The following is a 21986-nucleotide window of genomic DNA, read 5'->3' as shown; positions in this document are numbered from 1 at the left end:
TCAGAACGGACCGCCCAGATAGGCCGTCATGATCGGCTCGCCCAGATACAGGGCGACCAGCCCTGCGATCGCCAGATAGGGGCCGAAGGGGATGGGGATGCGCCGGTCGTGGCGCAGCAAGAGGATCATGGCGATGCCGATCAAGCTGCCGGCCAGGGCCGAGAACAGGATTACCAGCGGCAGCATCTGCCAGCCCAGCCAGGCCCCCAGCGCGGCGAGCAACTTGAAGTCGCCGAAGCCCATGCCTTCCTTGCCGGTGAGCAGCCGGAACAACCAGTACACCGACCATAACGCGAGGTAGCCGAACACGGCGCCCAGCACTGCCTCGTCGAGCGTGAGATGGTAGTCCGGTAGCAGGATCGGCAGGAGCAGGCCCAGCCACAGCAGCGGCAGGGTGAACACGTCGGGCAGCAGCTGGGTCTTGAGGTCGATGACCGATGCGGCGAGCAGGGCCCAGCTCAACAGGAACACGGCCAGGGCGAGCGCGGTCGGGCCGAATTGCCAGGCGGCCAGGCCGACGAGGGCGGCACTGGCGAGTTCCACCAGCGGGTACTGCCAGGAGATGGGCTGACCGCAGTTGGCGCAGCGCCCGCGTAGCAGCAACCAGCTGAGCACCGGGATGTTCTGCCAGGCGCGAATGGAGCTGCCGCATCGGGGGCAGGTCGAGCGCGGGCGGACCAGGTTGAAGGGCTCGTCGTCGGCCGTGGCGGGCGCGTCCTCGCCGGCCAACAGGGCACGGCATTCGCGCTTCCATTCGCGTTCCATTATTACCGGCAGCCGGTTGATGACGACATTGAGAAAGCTGCCTACCAGCAGGCCGAACAGGCTGGCCACAGTGATCCAGATGGCCGGATGTTGCTGGAAGATGGCTTGGATTTCGGACATGGGTTGCTCGGACCTGGGACGGGGGCCTGACATGGAAACGGCCCGATGAATGACACGGGCCGTCGGAAGGGCGAGCCGGAAACCTGGTGATCAGACCACGGCGCCCAGCTTGAAGATCGGCAGGTACATGGCGATGACCAGGCCGCCGACCACGATGCCGAGGAAGGCCATGATCATCGGCTCGAGCAGGCTCGACATCGCATCGACCATGTTGTCGACCTCCTCCTCGTACATGTCGGCCACCTTGGCGAGCATGCTGTCGAGCGCACCGGTCTCCTCGCCGATGGCGACCATCTGGATCACCATCACCGGGAACAGGTTGGATTGCTGCATGCCGATGCGCAGTGGCGAGCCGGCGGAGACCAGATCGCGCATGCTCATGACCGCGTCGCGGAACACGGCATTGCCGGTCGCCCCGGCCGTCGGCGGCAGGGCCTCGACCAGTGGCACACCGGCGGAGAACATGGTGGCGAGCGTACGGGCGAATCGGGCGATCGCGGACTTTTCCATCAAGGGGCCGAAGATCGGCAGCTTGAGGACTATCCGGTCGAGGAAGTGGTTGAACCGGTCCGAACGGCGCTTGACGAACACGAACAGGAAGATCACCGCGGCGATGCCGCCGAAGATAAAGTGCCAGTAGGCTCGGAACAGGTCGGACAGGCCGATGACGAACTGGGTGAAGGCAGGCAGGTCGGCGCCGAATCCCTGGAACAGTGATTCGAACTGCGGGATGACGAAGATCAGCAGGATCGCGGTGACGATGAAAGCGACCACCAAAACCGCGGTCGGATAGAACAGCGCCTTCTTGATTTTGCCCTTGAGGCTCTCGGTCTTTTCCTTGTAGGTCGCGATGCGATCGAGCACTACTTCCAGCGCACCGGACTGCTCGCCGGCGCGGACCAAGTTGACGAACAGCTCGTCGAAGTACTTGCGGTGCCGGTCGAGGGCATCGGCCAGGTTGGTGCCACTCTCGACGTCGTTCTTCACCTCGTTGATGAGGTCCTTCATCGTCTTCTTTTCGGCGCTCTGGGCGATGATGTCCAGGGCCTGCACGATCGGCAGACCGGCGGTCATCATGGTCGCCAGCTGCCGGGCGAAGGTGGCGATGTCGCGCGGCTGGACCGGCTTGGAGCTGGAGAACAGCGGCTTGGCTTTGCGCTTGACCCGGATCAGGGTCATGCCCAGGCGGCGGATCTCGGCGCGCACGGCGGTGTCGTTGAACGCCGCCATCTCGCCCTTGATTACCCGGCCTTCCTTGGTGCGCGCCTCGTAGCTGAAGACGGGTTTTTCGGTTGTCTTGTTCTTGCGTGCCGCAATGGCCATCTTGTCTCTCCCTTGATCCCGGCCGCCTTCAGTCCTTGGTGACGCGGTTGATTTCCTCGAGGCTGGTCACGCCGGCAAGCACCTTTTTCAGACCCGAGCGCCGCAGGTCGGGGATGCCTTCCTTGTGTGCCTGATCGGCGATGTCGATCGCGTTGCCGCCTTCCATGATGATCCGCCCCATCGCCTCGGAGACCGGCATCACCTGGTAGATGCCGACCCGGCCCTTGTAGCCGTTGGTGCACTGGTCGCAGCCGACGGCCTTGAATATCTTCGGCGAGCCGGCGAGGTCCTCGGCGGTGAACCCCTCCCGGCGAAGTTCCTCGTCGGGGACGCTCTCCTTGGTGCGGCAATTATTGCACAGGCGCCGCGCCAGTCGCTGGGCGATGATCAGGCTCACCGACGAGGCGATGTTGTAGGCCGGCACCCCCATGTTCACCATCCGGGTGAGCGTCTGCGGTGCATCGTTCGTGTGCAGGGTCGAGAGCACCAGGTGGCCGGTCTGGGCGGCCTTGATTGCGATCTCGGCCGTTTCCAGGTCCCGGATCTCGCCCACCATGATGACGTCCGGATCCTGACGCAGGAAGGCGCGCAGGGCGTTGGCGAAGGTCAGCCCCACCTTGGGGTTGACGTTGACCTGGTTGATGCCCGGCACCACGATTTCGGCCGGGTCCTCGGCGGTCGAGATGTTGCGATCGCCGGTGTTGAGGATGTTCAGGCCGGTATACAGCGAGACCGTCTTGCCCGAGCCGGTGGGGCCGGTGACCAGGATCATGCCGTAGGGCTTGTCGAGCGCATCCATGTAGAGCGCCTTCTGCTCGGGCTCGTAGCCGAGCTGATCGATGCCCAGTTGCGCGCTGGTCGGATCGAGGATACGCAGCACGACCTTCTCGCCGAACAGGGTCGGGCAGGTGTTCACACGGAAGTCGATCGAGCGGCTCTTGGACAGCTTGAGCTTGATGCGCCCGTCCTGCGGGATGCGCCGCTCGGAGATGTCCATCCGGCTCATCACCTTGACGCGAGCGATGATGCGATCGGCCAGGTTGGCCGGCGGCTTGGCGCTCTCGGTGAGCATGCCGTCGACGCGGAACCGCACGCGGAACTGTTTCTCGTAGGGCTCGATGTGGATGTCGGAGGCGCCCTTGCGGATGGCGTCGGTCAGGAGCTTGGTGACGAACTTGACCACCACGTCGTCCTGGATAGAGGCATCCTCGACGTCGTGGGCGTCGTCGTCCTCGCGTTCGAACTCGACGTTCGACAGGTCGTCGTCGAGCTCGTCGCCCAGGGCGTCCATGCTGTCGCTAAGGGCCTCCTCGAGCAGGCGCGCGATCTTCGGCGCCTCGGCGACCACCGCCTCGATCGCCATGTTGGTCGAGAAACGAAAGCCGTCGATGGCACCGGTGTCGGACGGGTCGGCCACGGCCACCGTCAGGCGCCGACCGCGCTTGAACAGCGGCAGCGCCATGTTGGCCTGCAGGACCTTCTCGGGGACGAGTTTCAGTGGCAGGTCGCTGGTGTCGATGGCATCGAGATCCACCAGCGGCAGGCCGAAGCGCTTGGAGGCGACGGCGGCAATGGTCGCCGCCGACACGCCCTCGGCGATTATGGTATTGAGCAGCGAGTCCTCGCTGCTGTCAGCCTTGGTTTGAAGGGCCTTCGTCTGGTCGGAGGACAGGGCGTCCTCCCTGACCAGGGCGCTGAGCAGTCCATTGACGGGGGGTGCGCTCATCGATCCGCCTGTGCGTTGTCGCGTCCGTGTTCTCTGCCCCGGGAGCGGGGCGGCATGCGCAAAGCATGCCCGCTTGGCCGGTTTCTGACAAGGTTCCTTGAGGAAACTCTGCACGATTCGATGGTGCCGCTGGCTAACAGGTTTGTTCGCAATCAAGGCGCCGTGCCGAAGGCGGGCTCACTGCCCGGCGAGGGGCGGAAACGCCGAGTACGGGCAAACCTGTCAGCCCCATTCGGGCGGGCCGCCAAGGACCCATTTGCCGCGTTGCAGTCCTTGTGAAGGACCCCGCCATTCACTTCGGACCGCGCCTTGCAACTGGGCCCTTTGCGGTCCCGCAGAGGCACTATCGAATCGTGCAGCGTTTCCTTAGACGCGCTGCGGTGTTCGGCTCAGTCGGCCGCGCCCGACTCCTGGCGGGATTCGAGCTCGGCGACCCGGGCGCGCAGGCGCTCGTTCTCCTCGCGCATGCGGACCAGTTCGGTCACGTCGCGCTGGATGCCGATGAAGTAGGTCAGGTGGTCGTCGTCGTTGAAGACCGGGGTGATCGACAGCTCGTTCCAGAACAGGCTGCCGTCCTTGCGGTAGTTGCGCAGCACCACGCGGGTGGCTTCGCCGCGACGGATGGCCTCGCGGATTTCCGCCAGAGGGCTCTGTTCACGATCACCGGCCTGCAGGAAGCGGCAGTCCTGATAGAGGATCTCCTCCTCGGAGTAGCCGGTTAGCTCCTCGAAGGCCTGGTTCGAATAGATCAGGATGTTGTCCGAGCCTTCCTGCTCGGCAATCACGATCCCGTCCGTGGAGGCGTTGACCGCCTTCTTCAGCAGATTCGCATCCAGCATCAAGGTCCTGGATCTCCTGTTGCGCGTTGAGCCACGCATTGTGACACAGACGAAACGATGTCCACAGGTAGGGTCAGTGACGGGTCAGGCGGACTGGGGCTGGCTCGGGGCGCCCGAGTGCCTCGGCCACTTGTTCGCGACAATGCTGGATGTCCTTTTCCACTAGCTCGCGCCAGCGTTGCATGAAATCGACCGCCTCGTTGCCGTTCTCGGGCTCGAGCAGGGGCAGCTCGCACCAGAAGACCCGCGCCCCGGCCGCGTTCCGGACCGGATGCTCGGGGCGGGTCGTGTCGAGGCGAATCCAGGCGCGTGCCCCCCAACGACGCGCCATTTGCGTGCGTTGGGCCTCGGTGAGGCCGGTCGGCAGCAGCCGGACATGGAACTGGTCGTCGTGCAGGGCGGTGAACAGTCGCAGGCCGCCGGCGGAGAACGGTCGGCCCGGTACCAGGTTGTCGATCACGACCACCGGGCCGGGGGGGCGACCCGGGGCATCGGCCACCCATTCCGCGCGCCCCTTGATGTACTCGGCCAGCCACACCAAGCCCAGATCCCGGTCCGGCCAAGCGGTGCGCGCCTCGAGTTGGGCGAGTGCCTCGATCAGCACCTCGCGCAGGTAGTCCTCGGGGGTGAGCCACATCAGGGCGGTGGCTTCGGCCGTGCGCAATTCGGATGGATCGAGATCGATTGCCGCGCGCATCACCCGGTCGAGCAGCGAGCGGGGTGGCGAGACGTGGGGCTGGGTCGCTAAAGGCGGGGCCGACTCGCTCGCCGAGCCCCCGGTGTCGGGCCCTTCCTGCTCGAGCAACGAGGCGATCTGGGCGAAACCCATGCCGCTCTCGGCCAGTTCCTGGATGCGCTGGATGGTGCGGATGTCTGTCTGGCTGTAGAGCCGGTGTCCGGCCGGGGTGCGCGTTGGGCGTATCAGGTCGTAGCGACGCTCCCAGGCGCGCAGGGTGATCGGGTTGACCCCGGTGATCTGCGATACCGATCGGATCGGCAGCAAGGCCTGGCTTTCGGTTTCGGCTGGGCTGGATTCGGTCGTGGACAAGGCGCCACCTGCGACGTATCGAGTGATGTATAACTTCTGCATCGATATTGTAGCAGCCCTCGACTACGCTCGTGTCGTGATTTCCGACACGATCCTAACGGGGCGCCGGGTGGCGTCCGGCGCTCGATCAGAGGCAATGCGAGGCCCAAGTGCATGACTGACTCAAAAGCGAAAGCGAAAGCGAATGCGAATGCCCGTTCGGCGCGGATCTACTGGTTGGTGGGCGCGAGCAGCGGCATCGGCGCAGCCCTCACCGATCGGCTGGTGGCACGGGGGTATCGGGTCGCGATCTCGGCGCGTCACCAGGAGCGCCTGGAAGAGCGTGCCGCGCGCGACCCCGATCGTGTCCTGCCGCTGGTCGCCGACGTGACCGATCCGCAGTCGATGGCGACTGCGTACCGGGAACTGGTCGAGCGATGGGGGATGCCGGACTCGGTGATCCTCAACGCCGGTGATTACGAGCCGATGGGGCTGGCGGGCTTCGATCCGGCGTTGTTCGAGCGGCTGATCCGGGTCAATTTCCTCGGGGCGGTCAACGGCATCGACACCGTGCGCGAGGATTTCATCGCCCGGGGGGCGGGCGAGATCGTGCTCACCGCGAGTGTGGCCGGTTACCGCGGCTTGCCCTACGCCGCACCCTACGGCGCGAGCAAGGCGGCGATGATCAACCTCGCCGAGTCGTTGCGCCCCGAGTTCGAGCGGGCGGGGGTGGCGATGCGCGTGATCAACCCCGGCTTCGTGCGTACTCGCCTCACCGACAAGAACGATTTCGCCATGCCGGGGCGCATCGAGCCGGGGGATGCCGCCGATCTGATCGCCCGCGGCCTGGAGGGACGAGGCTTCGAGATCTTGGCACCGCGCGGCTTTGGCTGGGTGATGAAGGGCCTGCGCCTGCTGCCCTACGCCCTGTATTTCCGGGTGACGCGGCGCATGCTCAAGGAGCCGGAGGCGTGACGGTGCCCGGGCGTGACCTGAGCCGGTCGGCCGCCCTCGAACGTTATGTCGCCGTGATGGAGGGGTTGCAGGCCGATCGTCTCGAGACGCTGGCGACGGTGTACGCCGAACAGTCGCGCTTCGTCGACCCGTTCAACGACGTGCGCGGGATCGAGGCCATCCAGGCGGTGTTCGCCCACGGCTTTGCCCAGTGTCCGGGGATGCGATTCGTGGTGCAGGCCCGGGCCGTGGATGGCGAGCGTGCCCTGCTGCGCTGGCGGATGCACTGCGATGACTCGGCGCACGGCCTGTCGATCGAGGGCATGTCCGAGCTCGTGCTGGGGCGCGACGGGCGGGTGGTCGAGCACGTCGACTACTGGGACCCGGCCGCCCAGCTCTACGAGCGGGTGCCGGTGCTCGGCTGGCTGATGCGCCGGATCAGGCGTCGCCTCGCTGCCCCTGCGAACCCGAGTCGTTGACGCGGTCGGGTTCGTCGATCGCCCCGGGCGGGCCCTCGTAGTCCTCCCAGGCCGGGTCGGTCTCGTAGATCGGCGGGGCAGCGTCGCTGACGTGCTCGTGGGCCGGCGGCGACTCGGTCTCCTCGTCGGTGGTGCGCGGATCGAGCTCCAGGCCCGCCGCCGAGGTGCGATGGGTGAAGACGTAATCGCCGCGTTCGTCGTCCGGTACCGGCGCGTCGATCAGGATGCGCCAGAAGACCAGCAGGATCATGGTGCCGAGCGCGGCGAGCACGAAGAGCGGGAAACCGGCCGCGCCGAACCAGCCCATGGCGAGACCACTGACCATCGGCCCAACGGCCGAGCCGGCGCCGTTGACCATCAACAGCCCGCGCGTGCCCTCGAGTACCTGGTCGCTCGACAGACGGTCGTTGGTCTGCGCGACGCTGATCGCGTAGAGCGAGAAGGAAAACCCGCCGAAGACCAGCGCCAGGGCGAACAGGGTCCAGCCCGGGAACCAGTCCTGCAGCGCGAGCAGCACGGAGAAGGCGCCGCCGATCGCTGAGATCACGATCAGCACGTAGCGTCGGTCGCGCCCGTCGGACAATCGCCCGATCGGCCATTGCAGCAGCCCGCCGCCGACGATGATTGCCGCGACGAACGTGGCCACCTGGGTGTCGGGCAGGCCGATGCGACTGGCGTAGACCGCGGCCATGCCGTAGACGGTGCCGGTGATCACCCCGGACATCGCTGCGCCGATCACGCCGGTGGGGGCCAGGCGGAACAGTTCGGTCAGCGGCAGGCGGGTGGTTTCCATCGGTGGCGGTTGGCTCACCCGCGTGAGTGCGATCGGCACCAGCCCCAGCGAGAACAGCAGCCCGACGATGGCGAAGGTGGAGACCTCCATCGGGCCGTAGATGCCGATCAGGAACTGGCCGGCGCCGTAGGCGAACAGGCTGACCATCATGTAGATGCCGAACACCTGCCCGCGGTGCGTGGTCACCTTCTCGTTGATCCAGCTCTCGATCACCATGTAGAGACCCAGCAGGGTCACGCCGTTGATCAGTCGCAGGAGCATCCAGAACCAGGGCTCGACCCACAGGCCGTGCAGGATGGCGGCCGCCGAGGAAATAGCGGCCAGGGCGGCGAAGGTGCGGATGTGACCCACCCGGCGAATGATGGCCGGGATGGTGAGGGTGCCCAGCACGTAGCCGATGTAGAAGGCCGACATGACCAGGCCGATGGTGCCGTCGGAGAACCCTTCCTCGGCGGCGCGCAGGCCTAGCAGGGTGGCGAGCAGGCCGGAGCCGGCGAGCAGCACGCCCATGCCGGCGAGCAGCGACTGGACCGAGAACACCGTGCTAAGCATCGCGCGTCTCCGCGGCCTGTCCGGTGACGACCAAGATCATTTGCCGGCCTTGGGCTTCTGCGCACCCGGGCAGTCGATAGCGAACAAGGCCTCGTCCTCCAGGCGCAGGGCGGTCAGCTGATGGCCCCAGAGGCAGCCCTGGTCGATGCCCCAGGCATTGGCACGCGCCTTTGCCGGGCCCAGGGTCGACCAGTGGCCGAAGACGATCCGTCGGTCGGCCATCGCCCGGTCGGGCACGGCGAACCAGGGTGTCAGCGCCGGGTCGGCATCGGCCGGCGGGCGCTTCTCGGCGAAGTCGAGTCGGCCGTCGGGGTGGCAGTAGCGCATGCGGGTGAACACGTTGATGGCGAAGCGCTGGCGGTCGATCGGCGTGGTGTTACCTGCCGGGTGGTCGCTCTGGTTGCCGAAGATCTCGCCGAAGAAGGTCAGCGGCTCGTCGGCCTGCATGGCCGTCTCGGTTTCCCGGGCGGTCGCTTGTGCCGTCTTCAGGTCCCAGGCCGGGTGGATGCCGGCATGCACCAGGGTCCAGTCGAGGTCCGGGTCGTGATGCAGCAGGGGTTGCCGGCGTAGCCAGTCGATCAGCTCGTCGCCGTCCTCGGCGGACAGGATCGGTGCGAGCGTGTCGCGACCGCGGGCGACCCGAGTGCCGAAATAACAGCCCAGCAGGTGGATGTCGTGGTTGCCCAGTACGGTAACGGCGCGATCCCCCAGCTCGCGGACGAATCGCAGCGCCTCGAGGGACTGCGGGCCCCGGTTGACCAGATCGCCGACGAACCAGAGTCGGTCAGTCGCCGGGTCGAAGCGGATCTGTTCGAGCAATGCCTCGAGCGGGTCGAGGCAGCCCTGAAGGTCGCCGATTGCGTAGGTGGCCATAAAGCGGGGAGGTTCCGTCGCGTGCAGTGGAAAAGGGGGAATGCTAGCACCCGAGCAGCCACCCGGGGCGTACGCCGAGCCGGTCGGCCGAGTCGCCGGCGCGGGGAGAGACTACTGGATACTGCGGAAGGCCGCCGGGGCAACCAGGTCGAAGGTCGGGATGGTCACCCGGAGCACGTCGCCCTGGTCGCTGACAAAGCCATAGTCGCCCCACATACGGCCGGCGGGTGACTCGATCACCGCGCCGGAGCGGTAGGAGAACGTCTCGCCGGGGAGAATGCGGGGCTGTTCGCCGATCACGCCCTCGCCGCGCACCTCCTTGAGACAGCCGTTGCCATGATCGATGACCCAGTGGCGGTCGGTCAGGGTGACCGGCTCGTCACTGCCGTTCTCGATCACGATCTCGTAGCCGAAGGCGAATCGCTGCGCGCTCGTCTCACTGTGCTCCGGCACGAACACGGCGCGCGGGCGGATGTGGATCGATTCGGCAAGGGGGGAAGTGGTCAGCATCATGGGGCACGTGCCGCGGCGCGATCGACGAACCAGTGGGTGGGGCGTTTGGCGGCCAGCCGCTCGGCCGGCAGCTCGGCAAGCCCGTCGCGGATGCGGGCGAGCGACGGGCGCTTGTCGTTGCCCAGTACCAGGAAGACCACGTCGCGGGCGGCCTCGAATACCGGGAAGGTCAGCGTCAGCCGATGACCGTGGAGCTTGGCCACCGGGTTGACCGCCACCAGGCGCTCTCGTTCGGCCAGTGCCGGTGTGTCCGGGAACAAGGATGCGAAGTGACCGTCGCTGCCCAGTCCCAGCAGGGTGACGTCGAAGCGGGGTACCTTGCCCGCCGTCCAGCGTCGTAGGGCCACCTCGTAGGCATCCGCATCCCGCTCGGGGTCGCGTTGCTGATCCGAGATCATCGGAAAGGTGCGGTGCGGCTGGATGCCCAGCGGTTCGAACAGGGACAGTCGCGCCATGCGGAAATTGCTGTCGGGGTGGTCCAGCGGCACATTGCGCTCGTCACCGAAATAGAACTCCACCGCCTGCCAGTCGAGTGCGTCGCGGTAGCGGTGGGCGAGCAGCTGGTAGAGCCGCCGCGGCGTGCCCCCGCCGGCCAGCGCGATCCGGGCGACACCGCGGTCTCGCACGGCCGCGGCCAGCCGCTCGACCAGGAACTCAGCGCAGGCGGCAAAGACATCTTCGGCCTTGGTATAGGCATGTATGTCGGCGGTGGCGGACATGGCCGTGTTGTTCCTGCGATAAAGGGAGAAGGCGATGGTGCTGGCGGGCACCACCCTGACCACAAGTCGACCGGAGGCCGATCAGTTGCTGGGGTCGAGCCGCCGGGTGAGCGCCAGGAACGCGGGAATGCCGAGGGCCTGAGCGCGTAGCGACGGGTCGATACCCGACGCCTCAATTGTTGACGCTGGCATGAGGGGTTTCAAGTTGTTGCGCAGGGTCTTGCGTCGCTGGGCGAAGGCGGCGGTGACCAAGCGCTCGAAATGGGCCTGCTCCGCGGGCGGCACCAGCGGCTCGGCGCGAGGCGTGATGCGGATGACGCTGGAGTCGACCTTCGGCGGCGGGTTGAAGGCCTCGGGCGGGACATCGAACAGGTGCTCGACCTCGGCGTGCATGGCGGTGAGCACGCTCAACCGCCCATAGGCCGAGTCGTTGGGCGAGGCGGCCAGCCGGTTGCCGACCTCGCGCTGCACCATGAACACCATCTCACCGATCCGTTCGCGCTGGGCCAGCAGGCGGGTGATCAGGGCCGTGGCGATGTTGTAGGGCAGGTTGCCGACCAGCGTCAGCGGTGGGGTGAGCCCGTGGGCCTCGGCCAGTGCGGTCAGGTCCAGTTGCAGGGCATCCTGGGGGACCAGCTCGACCTGTCGGCCGACGCGCTCGGCGTCGAGCTTGACGCGCAGATGCCGGATCACGTCGCGGTCGAGTTCGATCGCGATCACGCGGTTGCCACGCTGGGCCAGTGGGACGGTGAGCGCTCCCAACCCCGGCCCGATCTCGATCACGGGGCCGTCGCCCGGGATCGCGCCGAGGATGCGGTCGATCACGCCGTAGTCGACCAGGAAATTCTGGCCGAAGCGCTTGCGTGCCCGGTGGCCGTCCTGGATGCCCTTGGTCTGGTTGCCCTGTGCCGCCATGATCAGGCCGCTGACCGCTGGGTGATCTCGGCGGCCAGCGCGATCGCCGCGGCCAGCGAGCCGTGCTCGGCTCGTCCGGTGCCGGCCAGGTCCAGGGCCGTGCCATGGTCGACCGAGGTGCGAACGATCGGCAGGCCGAGGGTGACGTTCACCGCGCGGCCGAAGCCGGCGTACTTGAGCACCGGCAGGCCCTGATCGTGGTACATCGCCAGCACGGCATCGGCGCCGTCGAGGTGGCGGGGTGTGAACAGGGTGTCGGCCGGCAGCGGGCCGATCGCCTGGATGCCGCGCTCGCGCATGGCCTCGAGTGTCGGGCCGATCACGCGGATTTCCTCGTCGCCCAGGTGCCCCGATTCGCCGGCGTGCGGGTTCAAGCCCGCGACCAGGATGCGCGGTTGCGGCTTGCCCAGCCAGTCGACCATCGCGGCGTGCAGCGTCTCGATCACCGTGGTGAGGCCCTCGCCGGTGATCGCCTCCGGCACCTTTGCCAGCGGCAGGTGGGTGGTGGCCAGCGCCACGCGCAGGGTGTCGGCCACCAGCATCATCACCGGGGTGCCGCCGACACGTTCGGCGAGATATTCGGTGTGGCCGGTAAAGGGGATGCCGGCATCGTTGATCACGCCCTTGTGCAGGGGCGCGGTGACCATCGCGGCGTAGCGGCCGTCACGGCAACCGTCGGCGGCATGATCGAGCATGTCCAGCACGTGGCGGGCATTGCCCGGGTCGAGCCGGCCGGGCGTGACCGGGTTCGGCGTCGGCAGGTGATGGAAGCGAAAGCCGGGTTTGGCTGATGCCGACTGGCCGGCTTGTGGCCAGTCGAAGGGCAGGCCCAGGGCGTCGGCGCGGGCCGCGAACACGTCCCGGTCGCCGAGGACGACCAGTTCGCCGGGTGGTTCGAAGGTCGGGTCGGCGGCCAGCGCGAGCAGCAGGTCCGGGCCGATGCCGGCCGGTTCGCCGCTACTGACGACCAAGCGCACGCTGGCCACTGGCGTCGTTGACGGTGCCGGTCAGGCGGTTCTCGATGTAGGCCTCGGAACGCAGGCGGCGGATGTACTTGGTCAGCTCCTCGTCAGCACGACGCTCGCCGATGGCGTTACGCGCCTGCTCGCGCAGATCCTCGCCGGAGACCTCCTGGCGGCGCTGGTCGTTGACCCGCAGGAAGTGGAAACCGAACTGGCTTTCGAACACCGGGCTCAATTGCCCGGTCTGGACCGATTCCAGCGCGTCGGCGAAGGCCGGCACCATGTCCTCGGTATTCACCCAGCCGAGATCCCCGCCGCGCTGGCCCGAGCCCGGATCGTCCGAGAATTCGCGCGCGATCGAGGCGAGCGTGGCATCGCCGCTGGCCACCTGCTCGCGTAGCTGTTCGGCCAGCTCGCGGGTTGCGGTCGGGTCGCGATCCTCGCGCGGGCGCAGCAGCACGTGCTCGGCGCGATATTGCGTCACGGCCGCGGTGCCGGTGGTGGTGCGGGTGTCGTTCACCTTGACGATGTGAAAGCCGTTCGGGCTGCGGATGATATCGCTCACCTCGCCGGCTTCCATGCCCTGGACGACGGGCAGGAACAATGACGGGATGCGCGCCGGCTCGCGCCAGCCGAGATCGCCGCCCTCGTCGGCGTTCAGGGCATCCGAGCGTTCGGCCGACACGCGGGCGAAATCGGCACCATCGACCAGTTCGTCGCGAATCTCGCGGGCGCGGGCCTCGGCCTGTTCAATGGCCTCGGGCGAGGCGTTCTCCGGCACGGAGACGAGGATCTGGGCGAGGCGGTATTCGGTCTGCTCGGCCGAACTGCCGGTGCGCTGCTCGATGTAGGCGTCGATGTCGCGATCGGAGACGTTGATCTGGCTGTAGACCTCGCGCTTCTGCAGTTCCTCGAGAATCATCTGATCGCGGATGCCGTTGCGGAAGTCGGCCCAGTTCTGTCCCTGGCCGACGACGGCGTCGCGCAGTTGGGAGAGGTTCATGCCGTTGCGCTGAGCGATGCCGTTCAGGGCCTGATTGAGGCGGGTGTCGTCGATCTGGATGCCGATCTTGTCGGCACGCTCGAGCATGGTCGCTTCGGTGATCATGCGGTCTAGCACCCGCTCGCCGAGTCGCTGCTCGTCGGCCGGGCTCATGTTGGCAAGATCGACCTGGCCGCCCAATTGGGCCACTTCGGCTTGCAGCTCCTGCTGGGTGATGACCCGGTCATCGACGACCGCGACGATGCGATCCAGCGGCTGGAACCCGCTCATGCCGGGGTTCTGCTCGCCGTTCGCGCCGGCGGCCTGGGCGGCGACTTGACTGAAGGGCGTGGCGATCAGCAACAGGGTGGCCAGCACCGCCAGCGGTCGACGCGCGTGGCGGGGTGTCGGAGCGTGCAAAACAGGCATGGATCTACTCGCGGTTGCGGCGTTGAAATTCAGTAATGCCCCGGGGTGACGCCCCCGGGCTCGGGCGATCATAACGCATCCGGCCGGGTGGGGCCGATGGGGTGCCCGACTCCCGCGGGCACCGGCTCGTGCAGGCCTTCCTCAGGGATCAAAGCCGAGGATGTCATCGCGGAACTGGTTGCCGCCGATGCCGCCCAGTCCCTTGAGTTCGATCTGGAAGACCACGGCGTTGGAGTATTCCGCATCGTCTCCTGTCGGGTCACCCACGTCCGGGCGGACGATATAGCGCTTGAAGGCCAGGCGTGCCGACCAGCAGCAGGACTCGTACCCCACGCCGAGCAGGGACTGGACCACCTGCTCGGATTCAAAGTCGTAACCGACGCGGCCGAGCATCGACCAGCGCCGCGACAGCGGCCAGGCGAAGGAGACGTCACCCTGACGATAATCATTGTCATAGGGGCTGTCTTCAATGCCCTTGCGGGTGAACCAGGAGAAATTCAGGACGCGATTGTCCTCACCGCGATAGCCGAGACGGGTCTGCGAGCGGGCAATCAGTTCCCGGTCGGTATCGTACTCGGCGGTGAACGAGCCGTTCCAGTTCTGGGTGACGTCGCTGTAGACCTCGGCGAGCACGGCCGACCCACCGGCTTCACGGTACGTCGGGTGGGTCTCCGGTGTAGCGAGATTGGGCGGCAGGACCGTCTCGGAATCCTGGAAGCGATAACGCTGGGCCACGCGCAGCGACAGTGGCACGGTGCCCTGCTGCGTGTCGATCAGCGACCAAGACAGGCCGTAGGTCAGGGCGTTCTCGTCGGCCACCCGGTCGCCGCCGGAATAGCGGTTGGGGCGGAACAGCTGGCTATAGCTAAGGGTGGGCTCCCCGCTGTCGAACAACGGGATATCGCTCTGGTCGCGATACGGCACGTGGAGGTAGTAGAGCCGCGGTTCGAGCAGGGCGCGGTAGCGGCCGGTCTCGCCGTAGGCCCGCTCGAGGAACACGCTGCCGTCGATGCTCGAGATAGGCACGGTTCGCGTCGCGCTGGTGTCGAAATCCCGGCTGCCGTCAATCGTGTTGGGGTCGGCGTCATCCAGGTGATAGCTGGTGGTGTCGAGTGTGACCTGGGGGCGTAGCCGGTACCAGGTGTCCTCGAAGGTCTGGCCGACGCCGATGGCGGCATGCGCCCGATCACCGACGATGCGTTCGCTCGACGGGTGGGCAAAGCGGGTGACGTCCGCGCGGACGCTCAGGCTGGGCGCGACGTGCTCACCCCATTGCCCCAGGCCAAAGCTGTTGCCGGCGGTCAGCCGCGGCATGATGCGGTACGGATACTGGTACTCGGTCAGATCCGGATTGATCGTCTGGAAGCGCTGGGCCTGCAGGCCGAGGTTCCAGCCGCCGCCGGGGCGGGCGTTAAGCCTCACGTCGCTGCGCAGGTGGCTGGCCGTCGATTGTTCCAGGTTGGTGGAGAAATCCTGGAAGAACCGGTCGTCCGAGACGCGGTTGATGTCGACGCGGTAGTCGAGGTCCGGGTTGATCCGCCCGTTGCTGTCCAGTCCCAGCGACCAGCGCGAGCCGCCTTCGACGCGATCATCCGGCAGGTAGAAGAAATCGAGCTGGTCGCGGCCCAGATCCTGGGTGCCGAACTGGTGGAGCCAACGGACCTGCCCACCCAGGCCCAGGCCCCGCTTGGTCAGCAGGGTGGGGGTGAAGGTCGCGTCGAGATTGGGTGCGATGTTCCAGTAGTAGGGCTGGGCATACTCGAATCCGCCCTCGGAACTGCTGCCGAAGGTCGGGTAGAGAAAGCCGGACTGACGACGATCGTCGATCGGGAAATTGAGATACGGCGTGTAGAACACCGGTACGCCGCCGGCGCGCAGGGTGGTGTGCCAGGCCTCGCCCCGGCCCGTCTCGCGGTTGAGGTCGATCTCGCGGGCCTGAAATTCCCAGTCGCGCTTTTCCGTCGGGCAGGTCGAGAAGGTGGCCTGGCCGAGGCGGTAGTGCTGCCGATCGTCCTGGACGATGGTCTCGGCCACGCCGGAGAGATGCTGGCTCTCCAGCCAGTAGTGCGCGCGCTCCAGGCGCCCGGCGTCGGTGTCGAGGTTGAGCTCGCCGCGTTCGGCCTGCACGGCCATGTCGTCGGTCTGCAGCCAGAGATTGCCTTCGGCGGAGACGCGGTCCTCGGGGCCCTGCCGATAGATCAGCCGTTCGCCGCGCACACGCCGTCCCGGCTCGTCGACGATCGCATCTCCGATCAGGGTGACGACTCCGTCCGTGCCGTACTCGGCCCGGTCGGCCGAGGCCTTGCCCGGCTCACCCTCGGCCAGTGGCTGGTAGGCGGGGCGCCCCGGGCCGAAGGTCGGGCACAGGCCGTATTCACCCCTGTCGGCAACGTCGGCCGAATGCAGCGCTTGGCTGCCGGCCAGCCCGCCGGCCCCGAGGGCGGCGGCGATGGCGATGGCCAACGGTTTGCGCGTCTTCCCTGACTCCATGCCTAGGGCTCAGCTGTCGGACGACGGGGCGATGGGATCGAGGATCTTGCGGAAGTCTGCCGCGATCTGCTCGATTTCCCGCTCGCCGTCGACGCGGGCGAGGCGCCCGTCGCGCTCGTAGTACTCGACCAGCGGCGCGGTCTGCTCCTGGAAGACCTCCAGGCGACGACGCACGGTGTCCTCGTTGTCGTCGTTGCGCTGAACCAGTTCGTGCTCGCAGTGGTCGCACTGGTGGTCGGAATCCGGCGGATTGGTGAAGCGATTGAATACCGCGCCGCATTCCTTGCAGGTCATCCGGCCGGTCAGGCGCTTCATCAGCTTGTCGAGCGGTACGTCGATGAGGATGCCGAGTTCCAGCGGACGCTCGAGGCCTTCGAGCATCTCGTCGAGTGCCTCGGCCTGGGCGATATTGCGCGGGAAGCCGTCGAGGATGAAGCCGCGCTGGGTGTCCGGCTGGGCGAGGCGCTCGCGGATCATGCCGAGCACGATGTCATCGCTGACCAGCTGGCCCTCGTCCATCGCGGCCTTGGCCTTGAGGCCGAGCTTGGTGCCCTCCGCCACGGCGGCGCGCAGCAGGTCGCCGGTTGAGATCTGCGGGACCTTGTAGTGTTCCACTAGGCGTGCTGCCTGTGTGCCCTTGCCCGACCCCGGGGCGCCCAAAAGTACGATTCGCATGGTTTTCCAGATCTTGATAGCCGTGGATTTTGCCGACCGAATTCGAGACCGGGGCTCCGGTCGACCGGCGAAAAACGGTATCATAACGAAAACGCCGCGACTTGCGGCGAGACAGCTTTATCTTCCCTTCACAATCGAGGCTGATCCTTATGGACCTGTCGAAGATCTCCGCCGGCAAGAACCCGCCGGAAGACATCAATGTCGTCATCGAAATCCCGGTACAGGGCGTTCCGGTCAAGTACGAGCTGGACAAGGATTCCGGCGCGCTGCTGGTCGACCGCTTCATGGCGACTTCGATGTACTACCCGACCAACTACGGTTTCATCCCGCAGACGCTCTCCGACGATGGCGATCCGGTTGACGTGATGCTGGTCGCGCCGCTGCCGCTGCAGCCGGGTTCGGTGATCCGCGCGCGTCCGGTGGGCATGCTGGAGATGACCGACGAGTCGGGTATCGATGCCAAGATCATCGCCGTGCCGCACGACAAGCTCACCCCGCACTACCACGACGTCAAGAAGGTCGAGGACCTGCCGGGCTTCCTGCTCGAGCAGATCCAGCACTTCTTCGAGCAGTACAAGGCGCTCGAGCCGGGCAAGTGGGTCGAGTGTAAGGGCTTTGCCGACAAGGCCGCGGCCTGCAAGGAGATCGAGGATTCGATCGCCCGCCACGAGCAGCAGTAATTCGGTGCGAGTCGGGTCACACCGTGTGTCCGGCATCACCGATTGACGCGGCCGGCGGGAACACGACCCGTCGGCCGCGCTTGTTTCCCCCGATGGCGCCGATGCGATGGCGCCTGTCTAACGGCGAGCCCCGAGCGAATCGATGCTAGATCGTCTCCATGACCATGGCCGGGCCCGGCGGGTATTCCGCCTGCGGATCCTGTTCGCGGCCCTGATCTCGCTCGTCGTCGTCCTTACCTTGCTGGGGCGAGCCGCCTGGCTGCAGATCGCCCAGCACGATCATTACCTCGCCAAGGCGGAAAAAAACCGCACCCGCCTGGTGGTGGTGCCGCCCGAACGCGGGCGGATCTTCGATGCCCAGGGCGAGGTGGTGGCCGACAACGTCGCCACCTACCAGGTGCAGATCACCCCCGAGCATAGTCAGGACGTGGGTGCCGAGCTGGCCATGCTGGCGGACGTGCTGGGGCTGGATGCACCCGTCGTCGAGGCGCTCGAGGAGCGCATCCGGGTGAGTCGTCGCTTCGACCCGGTGCTGGTCAAGACCGGTCTCGACGAAGTCGAGCGGGCGCGGATCGCGCGCCTCAAGCCCTGGCTGTTGGGCACCGAGATTGTCTCCAGCCTCAAGCGCGTCTACCCCTACCGCGAACTGCTGGCGCACGTGGTCGGCTACGTCGGGCGGATCAACGCCGAGGACGTCAAGCGCCTCGATCCGGATGCCTACCAGGGCACGCAGTACATCGGCAAGACCGGCATCGAGCGCCAGTACGAGGACCGCCTGCACGGCGAGCCGGGTTACCGGATAGTCGAGGTCGACGCGCTCGGCCGCGAGGTCAAGGTGCTCGACACGCAACGCCCGGTGCCGGGCGAGGACATCGCCCTGACCATCGATGTCGGCCTGCAGGGCGTGGCGGCGGCCGCCTTGGGCGAGTACGCCGGTGCCGTGGTCGCCCAAGATCCGCGTGACGGGGCGATCCGCGCCATGGCGTCCCGGCCGTCGTTCGACCCCAACCTGTTCGTCGACGGCATCAGTCACAAGGCCTATCGCGAGCTGCTCGAGGACCCGGATCGGCCGCTCTACAACCGCGCGACCCGGGCCACCTATCCGCCGGGTTCAACTATCAAGCCGGTGATGGGGCTGGCGGGCATGGAGTACGGGCTGATCGATCCGGACGAACGCTTCTTCGCCGGGCCGTATTACCAGATCCCGGGCAACGATCATCGCTACCGGGACTGGCGCAAGTGGGGCCACGGTTGGGTCGACTTCGAGGAATCGGTGTTTCGCTCGGTCGATGTCTACTACTACGACCTGGCGTTTCGGATGGGCATCGATCGCATGCACGCGTTCCTGACCGAGTTCGGCATCGGGCAGAAGACCGGTATCGATCTGCCCGGCGAGTCGGCCGGTCTGATGCCTTCACGCGACTGGAAGCAGCGGGCCAAGCAGCAAGTGTGGTTCCCCGGTGAGACGGTGATCGCCGGGATCGGTCAGGGCTACATGCTCTCCACGATGCTGCAGATGGCCAACATGACCTCCACCCTCGCGTCGTCCGGTGTGCGCCACGTTCCATGGCTGGTCGCCGGCGATCGCTCGCCGCAGTCGCGCCTGAAGCTCTCGAGCGACGATTACTGGCAGCGGGCGCGCGAGGCGATGCGCTCCGTGGTCGGCCACGAGCGCGGCACGGCGCACAAGATCGAGGCACCCTATCCGATCGCGGGCAAAACAGGCACGGCCCAGGTGTTCTCGGTGGCCCAGGACGACGAGTACGATGCCGAGGAGCTCGAGCGCCGCCTGCACGACCACGCCCTGTTCGTCGGATTCGCCCCCTATGACGACCCCAAGCTGTCGGTGGCCGTGATTGCCGAGCACGGGGGCAGCGGGTCGGGGACCGCCGCACCGATCGCCCGACAGGTGATGGACTTCTGGTTCGATGTCGAGCCGGACGCCGACGTTCAGCCCGAATTTTCCGAGCGCGGGGATTGATCCATGGCCAGTGATCGTCTGCAACCCATGCGTTTGGGCGACCGACTCGGCGCAACGCTGCGCTCGGTATTCAAGCTCGACCCCGTCTTGCTGTTCTTCGTCGCCCTGATCGCCATGATCGGGGTGGTGGCCGGCTACTCGGCCGCCGAGCAGAGCGAGGCCTGGGTCGAGCGCAGTATCGTGCGCCTCGGGCTGGGATTCGGCTTGATGCTGCTCATCGCCCAGATCCCGCAGCGCTGGTACTTCGTCGTCGCGCCATGGCTGTTTGCCGTCGTGGTGCTGATGCTGGTGGCCGTCTGGTTGGTGGGCGACATGGGCGGTGGTGCCAAACGTTGGCTCGATCTCGGCGTGATCCGCTTCCAGCCGGCCGAGCTGATGAAGGTGGCCATGCCGATGACGATCGCCTGGTTTCTCGCCCGGCGCCCCCTGCCGCCCAGGCCGCTGGACGTGCTGGCGGCGATGCTCGCGGTGGGCATTCCCACCGTCCTGATCGCCGGCCAGCCGGATTTGGGCTCGTCCCTGCTGATCATGGCGTCGGGCCTGTTCGTGCTGTTCTTCGCCGGCCTGTCCTGGTGGTACATCGGCGGTTTCGTCGCGTTGGTGGCCGCCGCGATGCCGGTGATGTGGTTCTTCGTCATGCATGCCTACCAGAAGCAGCGTGTGCTGACCTTGTTCGACCCGACCAGTGACCCGCTGGGCGCCGGCTATCACACCATCCAGTCGATGATCGCGATCGGGTCGGGCGGTGTCTGGGGCAAGGGCTGGCTGCAGGGCACGCAGTCGCATCTCGATTTCCTGCCCGAAGGCACCACGGACTTCATCCTGGCGGTCTATGCCGAGGAGTTCGGTCTGGTCGGGCTGCTGGTGCTGTTCCTGTTGTATCTTGCCGTCATCTGGCGCGGCCTGTGGATCGCCGAACACGCCGAGTCGGTCGAGGGGCGGCTGCTTGCGGCTTCGATTTCCATGACCTTCATGGTTTACGTGCTGGTCAATGCCGGCATGGTGCTGGGCCTGTTGCCGGTGGTCGGCGCGCCGTTGCCTTTGATGAGCTATGGCGGGACGGCGCTGGTGACCATCATGGTGGGTTTGGGTATGCTGATGAGCATCCGCACGCAACGCAGTTTCCTGGGGCACGATCGCTGATGACACACGCTTGGACACGGTCTTTTCACGGCGCGCTTCTCGCCGCTTCCCTTGTCGCCGGTTCCCTTGTTGTCGGGGGCGCGCAGGCCGGCGACTACCTCGAACGCGAGGATGTGCAGGCCTTCGTCGATCAGGCGGTCGACGAGACGGGGGTGTCGCGTGCGCAGGTCGAGGCCTGGCTGGGCTCAGCCGAGTACAAGCAGAAGATCATCGACGCGATCACCCGCCCGGCCGAATCCAAGACCTGGGGCGAATACCGCCCCATCTTCCTCACCGACAAGCGCATCGAACGCGGCGCCGAATTCATGCAGGAGCACGGTGAACTGCTCGACGAGGTCGCGGGCGCTTACGGCGTCTCACCCTACGTGATCACCGCCATTATCGGCGTGGAAACCTACTACGGGCGCATCACCGGCGGTTATCGGGTGATCGACGCGCTGGCGACGCTGGGCTTCGATTACCCGCGCCGCGGAGAATTCTTCCGCGGCCAGCTGGTCGACTTTATCCGCTTGGCCGGGGAGGAAGGGCTCTCCATGGACAAGGCCGAGGGCAGCTACGCCGGTGCCATGGGCTTGCCCCAGTTCATCCCGTCGAGTTACCGGCATTACGCGGTCGACGGCGACGGCGATGGCCGCCGCGACCTGTGGGACAGCCACCACGACGTCTTCGCCAGCGTGGCCAACTATTTCGTCGAGCATGGTTGGGGGCAGGGCGAGCCGGTGATGTTCGAGGTCGACATCAACGATGCCGACGTCGAGGACCTGCTCAATCAGGCGCGGGATCTCGCACCGAAGACCACGCTGGGCGAACTGCGCGAGCGGGGCGTTTCCGTGCCGGATGACGCGCCGGTGCCCGACGACTTCGAGGTGATGCTGTTCACCCTCACCGACGGCGATGACGTGGCCTATCAGGTGGGGCTGAACAACTTCTATGTCATCACTCGGTACAATCACAGTGTGCTGTACGCCACGGCCGTCTGGCAGTTGGCCCAGGCGATTGAAGGGGCCATCGAAGAGGCGGTCGATCATCGCGACGAGTGAGGTAGC

20 protein-coding genes are annotated in these 21986 nt (G+C 66.6%); 6 read left to right on the top strand and 14 right to left on the bottom strand.

Going from position 1 to position 21986, the window contains the following annotated elements; translation table 11 throughout:
* The 5 genes from D5687_RS01625 to D5687_RS01605 all read right to left on the bottom strand — a co-directional run bounded on the left by D5687_RS01625 (position 1) and on the right by D5687_RS01605 (position 5821).
* On the bottom strand, positions 1-885 hold the full coding sequence (locus D5687_RS01625; protein ID WP_125198019.1) for an A24 family peptidase: 885 nt from the start codon (positions 883-885) through the stop codon (positions 1-3).
* A 90-nt stretch (positions 886-975) separates the two neighbouring features.
* Positions 976-2208, bottom strand: a complete 1233-nt coding sequence (locus tag D5687_RS01620; protein ID WP_125198018.1) for a type II secretion system F family protein — start codon at positions 2206-2208, stop codon at positions 976-978.
* Between the two features lie 28 nt (positions 2209-2236).
* Entirely contained in the window at positions 2237-3934 is a 1698-nt protein-coding gene (gene pilB, locus D5687_RS01615; protein WP_125198017.1) for a type IV-A pilus assembly ATPase PilB, read from the bottom strand.
* 389 nt (positions 3935-4323) lie between these two features.
* Positions 4324-4773 carry a PAS domain-containing protein gene (locus tag D5687_RS01610; protein WP_125198016.1) on the bottom strand — a complete coding sequence of 150 codons (450 nt, stop codon included), beginning with the start codon at positions 4771-4773 and terminating at the stop codon, positions 4324-4326.
* Positions 4774-4846: 73 nt separating this feature from the next.
* Positions 4847-5821, bottom strand: a complete 975-nt coding sequence (locus D5687_RS01605) for a MerR family transcriptional regulator (RefSeq protein WP_240031387.1) — start codon at positions 5819-5821, stop codon at positions 4847-4849.
* Positions 5822-5974: 153 nt separating this feature from the next.
* Here D5687_RS01605 and D5687_RS01600 point away from each other — a divergent pair, with 153 nt between their 5' ends.
* Positions 5975-6775 (top strand): SDR family oxidoreductase, encoded by an 801-nt coding sequence (locus tag D5687_RS01600; protein WP_125198014.1) that lies wholly within the window; start codon positions 5975-5977, stop codon positions 6773-6775.
* Positions 6772-7233, top strand: a complete 462-nt coding sequence (locus D5687_RS01595; protein WP_125198013.1) for a nuclear transport factor 2 family protein — start codon at positions 6772-6774, stop codon at positions 7231-7233. Before D5687_RS01600 ends, D5687_RS01595 begins: the two co-directional genes overlap by 4 nt.
* Here the strand turns inward: D5687_RS01595 and D5687_RS01590 are convergent.
* The 9 genes from D5687_RS01590 to D5687_RS01550 form a co-directional block, all read right to left on the bottom strand.
* Positions 7193-8578: an MFS transporter gene (locus D5687_RS01590; RefSeq protein WP_125198012.1), complete on the bottom strand. Its 1386-nt coding sequence runs from the start codon at positions 8576-8578 to the stop codon at positions 7193-7195. The genes D5687_RS01595 and D5687_RS01590 overlap by 41 nt on opposite strands.
* A 36-nt stretch (positions 8579-8614) precedes the next feature.
* Positions 8615-9451, bottom strand: a complete 837-nt coding sequence (locus D5687_RS01585; RefSeq protein WP_125198011.1) for a symmetrical bis(5'-nucleosyl)-tetraphosphatase — start codon at positions 9449-9451, stop codon at positions 8615-8617.
* A 111-nt stretch (positions 9452-9562) separates the two neighbouring features.
* Positions 9563-9961 carry a Co2+/Mg2+ efflux protein ApaG gene (gene apaG / locus D5687_RS01580; RefSeq protein WP_240031386.1) on the bottom strand — a complete coding sequence of 133 codons (399 nt, stop codon included), beginning with the start codon at positions 9959-9961 and terminating at the stop codon, positions 9563-9565.
* The gene (gene pgl, locus D5687_RS01575; protein ID WP_125198009.1) at positions 9961-10683 is read right to left on the bottom strand and encodes a 6-phosphogluconolactonase; all 723 of its coding nucleotides are present in this window, start codon (positions 10681-10683) and stop codon (positions 9961-9963) included. Before pgl ends, apaG begins: the two co-directional genes overlap by 1 nt.
* An 81-nt stretch (positions 10684-10764) precedes the next feature.
* Positions 10765-11598 (bottom strand): 16S rRNA (adenine(1518)-N(6)/adenine(1519)-N(6))-dimethyltransferase RsmA, encoded by an 834-nt coding sequence (gene rsmA, locus D5687_RS01570; protein ID WP_125198008.1) that lies wholly within the window; start codon positions 11596-11598, stop codon positions 10765-10767.
* A gap of 2 nt (positions 11599-11600) precedes the next feature.
* Positions 11601-12584 carry a 4-hydroxythreonine-4-phosphate dehydrogenase PdxA gene (gene pdxA / locus D5687_RS01565; RefSeq protein ID WP_125198007.1) on the bottom strand — a complete coding sequence of 328 codons (984 nt, stop codon included), beginning with the start codon at positions 12582-12584 and terminating at the stop codon, positions 11601-11603.
* Complete coding sequence (locus D5687_RS01560; protein ID WP_158611709.1) at positions 12556-13971, bottom strand: peptidylprolyl isomerase; 1416 nt, start codon at positions 13969-13971, stop codon at positions 12556-12558. The genes pdxA and D5687_RS01560 overlap by 29 nt, the downstream gene beginning before the upstream one ends.
* Positions 13972-14112: 141 nt before the next feature.
* Positions 14113-16461 (bottom strand): LPS-assembly protein LptD, encoded by a 2349-nt coding sequence (locus D5687_RS01555; RefSeq protein ID WP_125198005.1) that lies wholly within the window; start codon positions 16459-16461, stop codon positions 14113-14115.
* 9 nt (positions 16462-16470) lie between these two features.
* Positions 16471-17136: an adenylate kinase gene (locus D5687_RS01550; RefSeq protein WP_125198004.1), complete on the bottom strand. Its 666-nt coding sequence runs from the start codon at positions 17134-17136 to the stop codon at positions 16471-16473.
* A gap of 149 nt (positions 17137-17285) precedes the next feature.
* On the opposite strand from D5687_RS01550, the gene ppa reads away from it, so the two are divergent.
* The 4 genes from ppa to mltB all read left to right on the top strand — a co-directional run bounded on the left by ppa (position 17286) and on the right by mltB (position 21980).
* A complete protein-coding gene (gene ppa / locus D5687_RS01545) occupies positions 17286-17816 on the top strand; it encodes an inorganic diphosphatase (RefSeq protein ID WP_125198003.1) in 531 nt (176 codons plus the stop codon).
* 142 nt (positions 17817-17958) lie between these two features.
* Positions 17959-19797, top strand: a complete 1839-nt coding sequence (gene mrdA, locus D5687_RS01540; protein WP_125198002.1) for a penicillin-binding protein 2 — start codon at positions 17959-17961, stop codon at positions 19795-19797.
* A 3-nt stretch (positions 19798-19800) separates the two neighbouring features.
* Complete coding sequence (gene rodA, locus D5687_RS01535) at positions 19801-20940, top strand: rod shape-determining protein RodA (RefSeq protein ID WP_370271288.1); 1140 nt, start codon at positions 19801-19803, stop codon at positions 20938-20940.
* The gene (mltB, locus tag D5687_RS01530) at positions 20940-21980 is read left to right on the top strand and encodes a lytic murein transglycosylase B (protein WP_125198001.1); all 1041 of its coding nucleotides are present in this window, start codon (positions 20940-20942) and stop codon (positions 21978-21980) included. The genes rodA and mltB overlap by 1 nt, the downstream gene beginning before the upstream one ends.
* Positions 21981-21986 lie beyond the last annotated feature (6 nt).

It is taken from the genome of Guyparkeria sp. SCN-R1, from assembly GCF_003932495.1.
In the GTDB taxonomy this organism is placed as follows: Bacteria; Pseudomonadota; Gammaproteobacteria; order Halothiobacillales; family Halothiobacillaceae; genus Guyparkeria.
This window is presented reverse-complemented; position numbering and strand designations above follow the sequence as displayed.

What these genes read in the sequence shown, in the direction of transcription:
- D5687_RS01625 (WP_125198019.1), bottom strand. Translation starts at nt 885, where the DNA reads ATGTCCGAAATCCAAGCCATCTTCCAGCAACATCCGGCCATCTGGATC.
- D5687_RS01620 (WP_125198018.1), bottom strand. Translation starts at nt 2,208, where the DNA reads ATGGCCATTGCGGCACGCAAGAACAAGACAACCGAAAAACCCGTCTTC.
- pilB (WP_125198017.1), bottom strand. Translation starts at nt 3,934, where the DNA reads ATGAGCGCACCCCCCGTCAATGGACTGCTCAGCGCCCTGGTCAGGGAG.
- D5687_RS01610 (WP_125198016.1), bottom strand. Translation starts at nt 4,773, where the DNA reads ATGCTGGATGCGAATCTGCTGAAGAAGGCGGTCAACGCCTCCACGGAC.
- D5687_RS01600 (WP_125198014.1), top strand. Translation starts at nt 5,975, where the DNA reads ATGACTGACTCAAAAGCGAAAGCGAAAGCGAATGCGAATGCCCGTTCG.
- D5687_RS01590 (WP_125198012.1), bottom strand. Translation starts at nt 8,578, where the DNA reads ATGCTTAGCACGGTGTTCTCGGTCCAGTCGCTGCTCGCCGGCATGGGC.
- D5687_RS01585 (WP_125198011.1), bottom strand. Translation starts at nt 9,451, where the DNA reads ATGGCCACCTACGCAATCGGCGACCTTCAGGGCTGCCTCGACCCGCTC.
- apaG (WP_240031386.1), bottom strand. Translation starts at nt 9,961, where the DNA reads ATGCTGACCACTTCCCCCCTTGCCGAATCGATCCACATCCGCCCGCGC.
- pgl (WP_125198009.1), bottom strand. Translation starts at nt 10,683, where the DNA reads ATGTCCGCCACCGCCGACATACATGCCTATACCAAGGCCGAAGATGTC.
- rsmA (WP_125198008.1), bottom strand. Translation starts at nt 11,598, where the DNA reads ATGGCGGCACAGGGCAACCAGACCAAGGGCATCCAGGACGGCCACCGG.
- D5687_RS01560 (WP_158611709.1), bottom strand. Translation starts at nt 13,971, where the DNA reads ATGCCTGTTTTGCACGCTCCGACACCCCGCCACGCGCGTCGACCGCTG.
- D5687_RS01555 (WP_125198005.1), bottom strand. Translation starts at nt 16,461, where the DNA reads ATGGAGTCAGGGAAGACGCGCAAACCGTTGGCCATCGCCATCGCCGCC.
- D5687_RS01550 (WP_125198004.1), bottom strand. Translation starts at nt 17,136, where the DNA reads ATGCGAATCGTACTTTTGGGCGCCCCGGGGTCGGGCAAGGGCACACAG.
- ppa (WP_125198003.1), top strand. Translation starts at nt 17,286, where the DNA reads ATGGACCTGTCGAAGATCTCCGCCGGCAAGAACCCGCCGGAAGACATC.
- mrdA (WP_125198002.1), top strand. Translation starts at nt 17,959, where the DNA reads ATGCTAGATCGTCTCCATGACCATGGCCGGGCCCGGCGGGTATTCCGC.
- rodA (WP_370271288.1), top strand. Translation starts at nt 19,801, where the DNA reads ATGGCCAGTGATCGTCTGCAACCCATGCGTTTGGGCGACCGACTCGGC.
- mltB (WP_125198001.1), top strand. Translation starts at nt 20,940, where the DNA reads ATGACACACGCTTGGACACGGTCTTTTCACGGCGCGCTTCTCGCCGCT.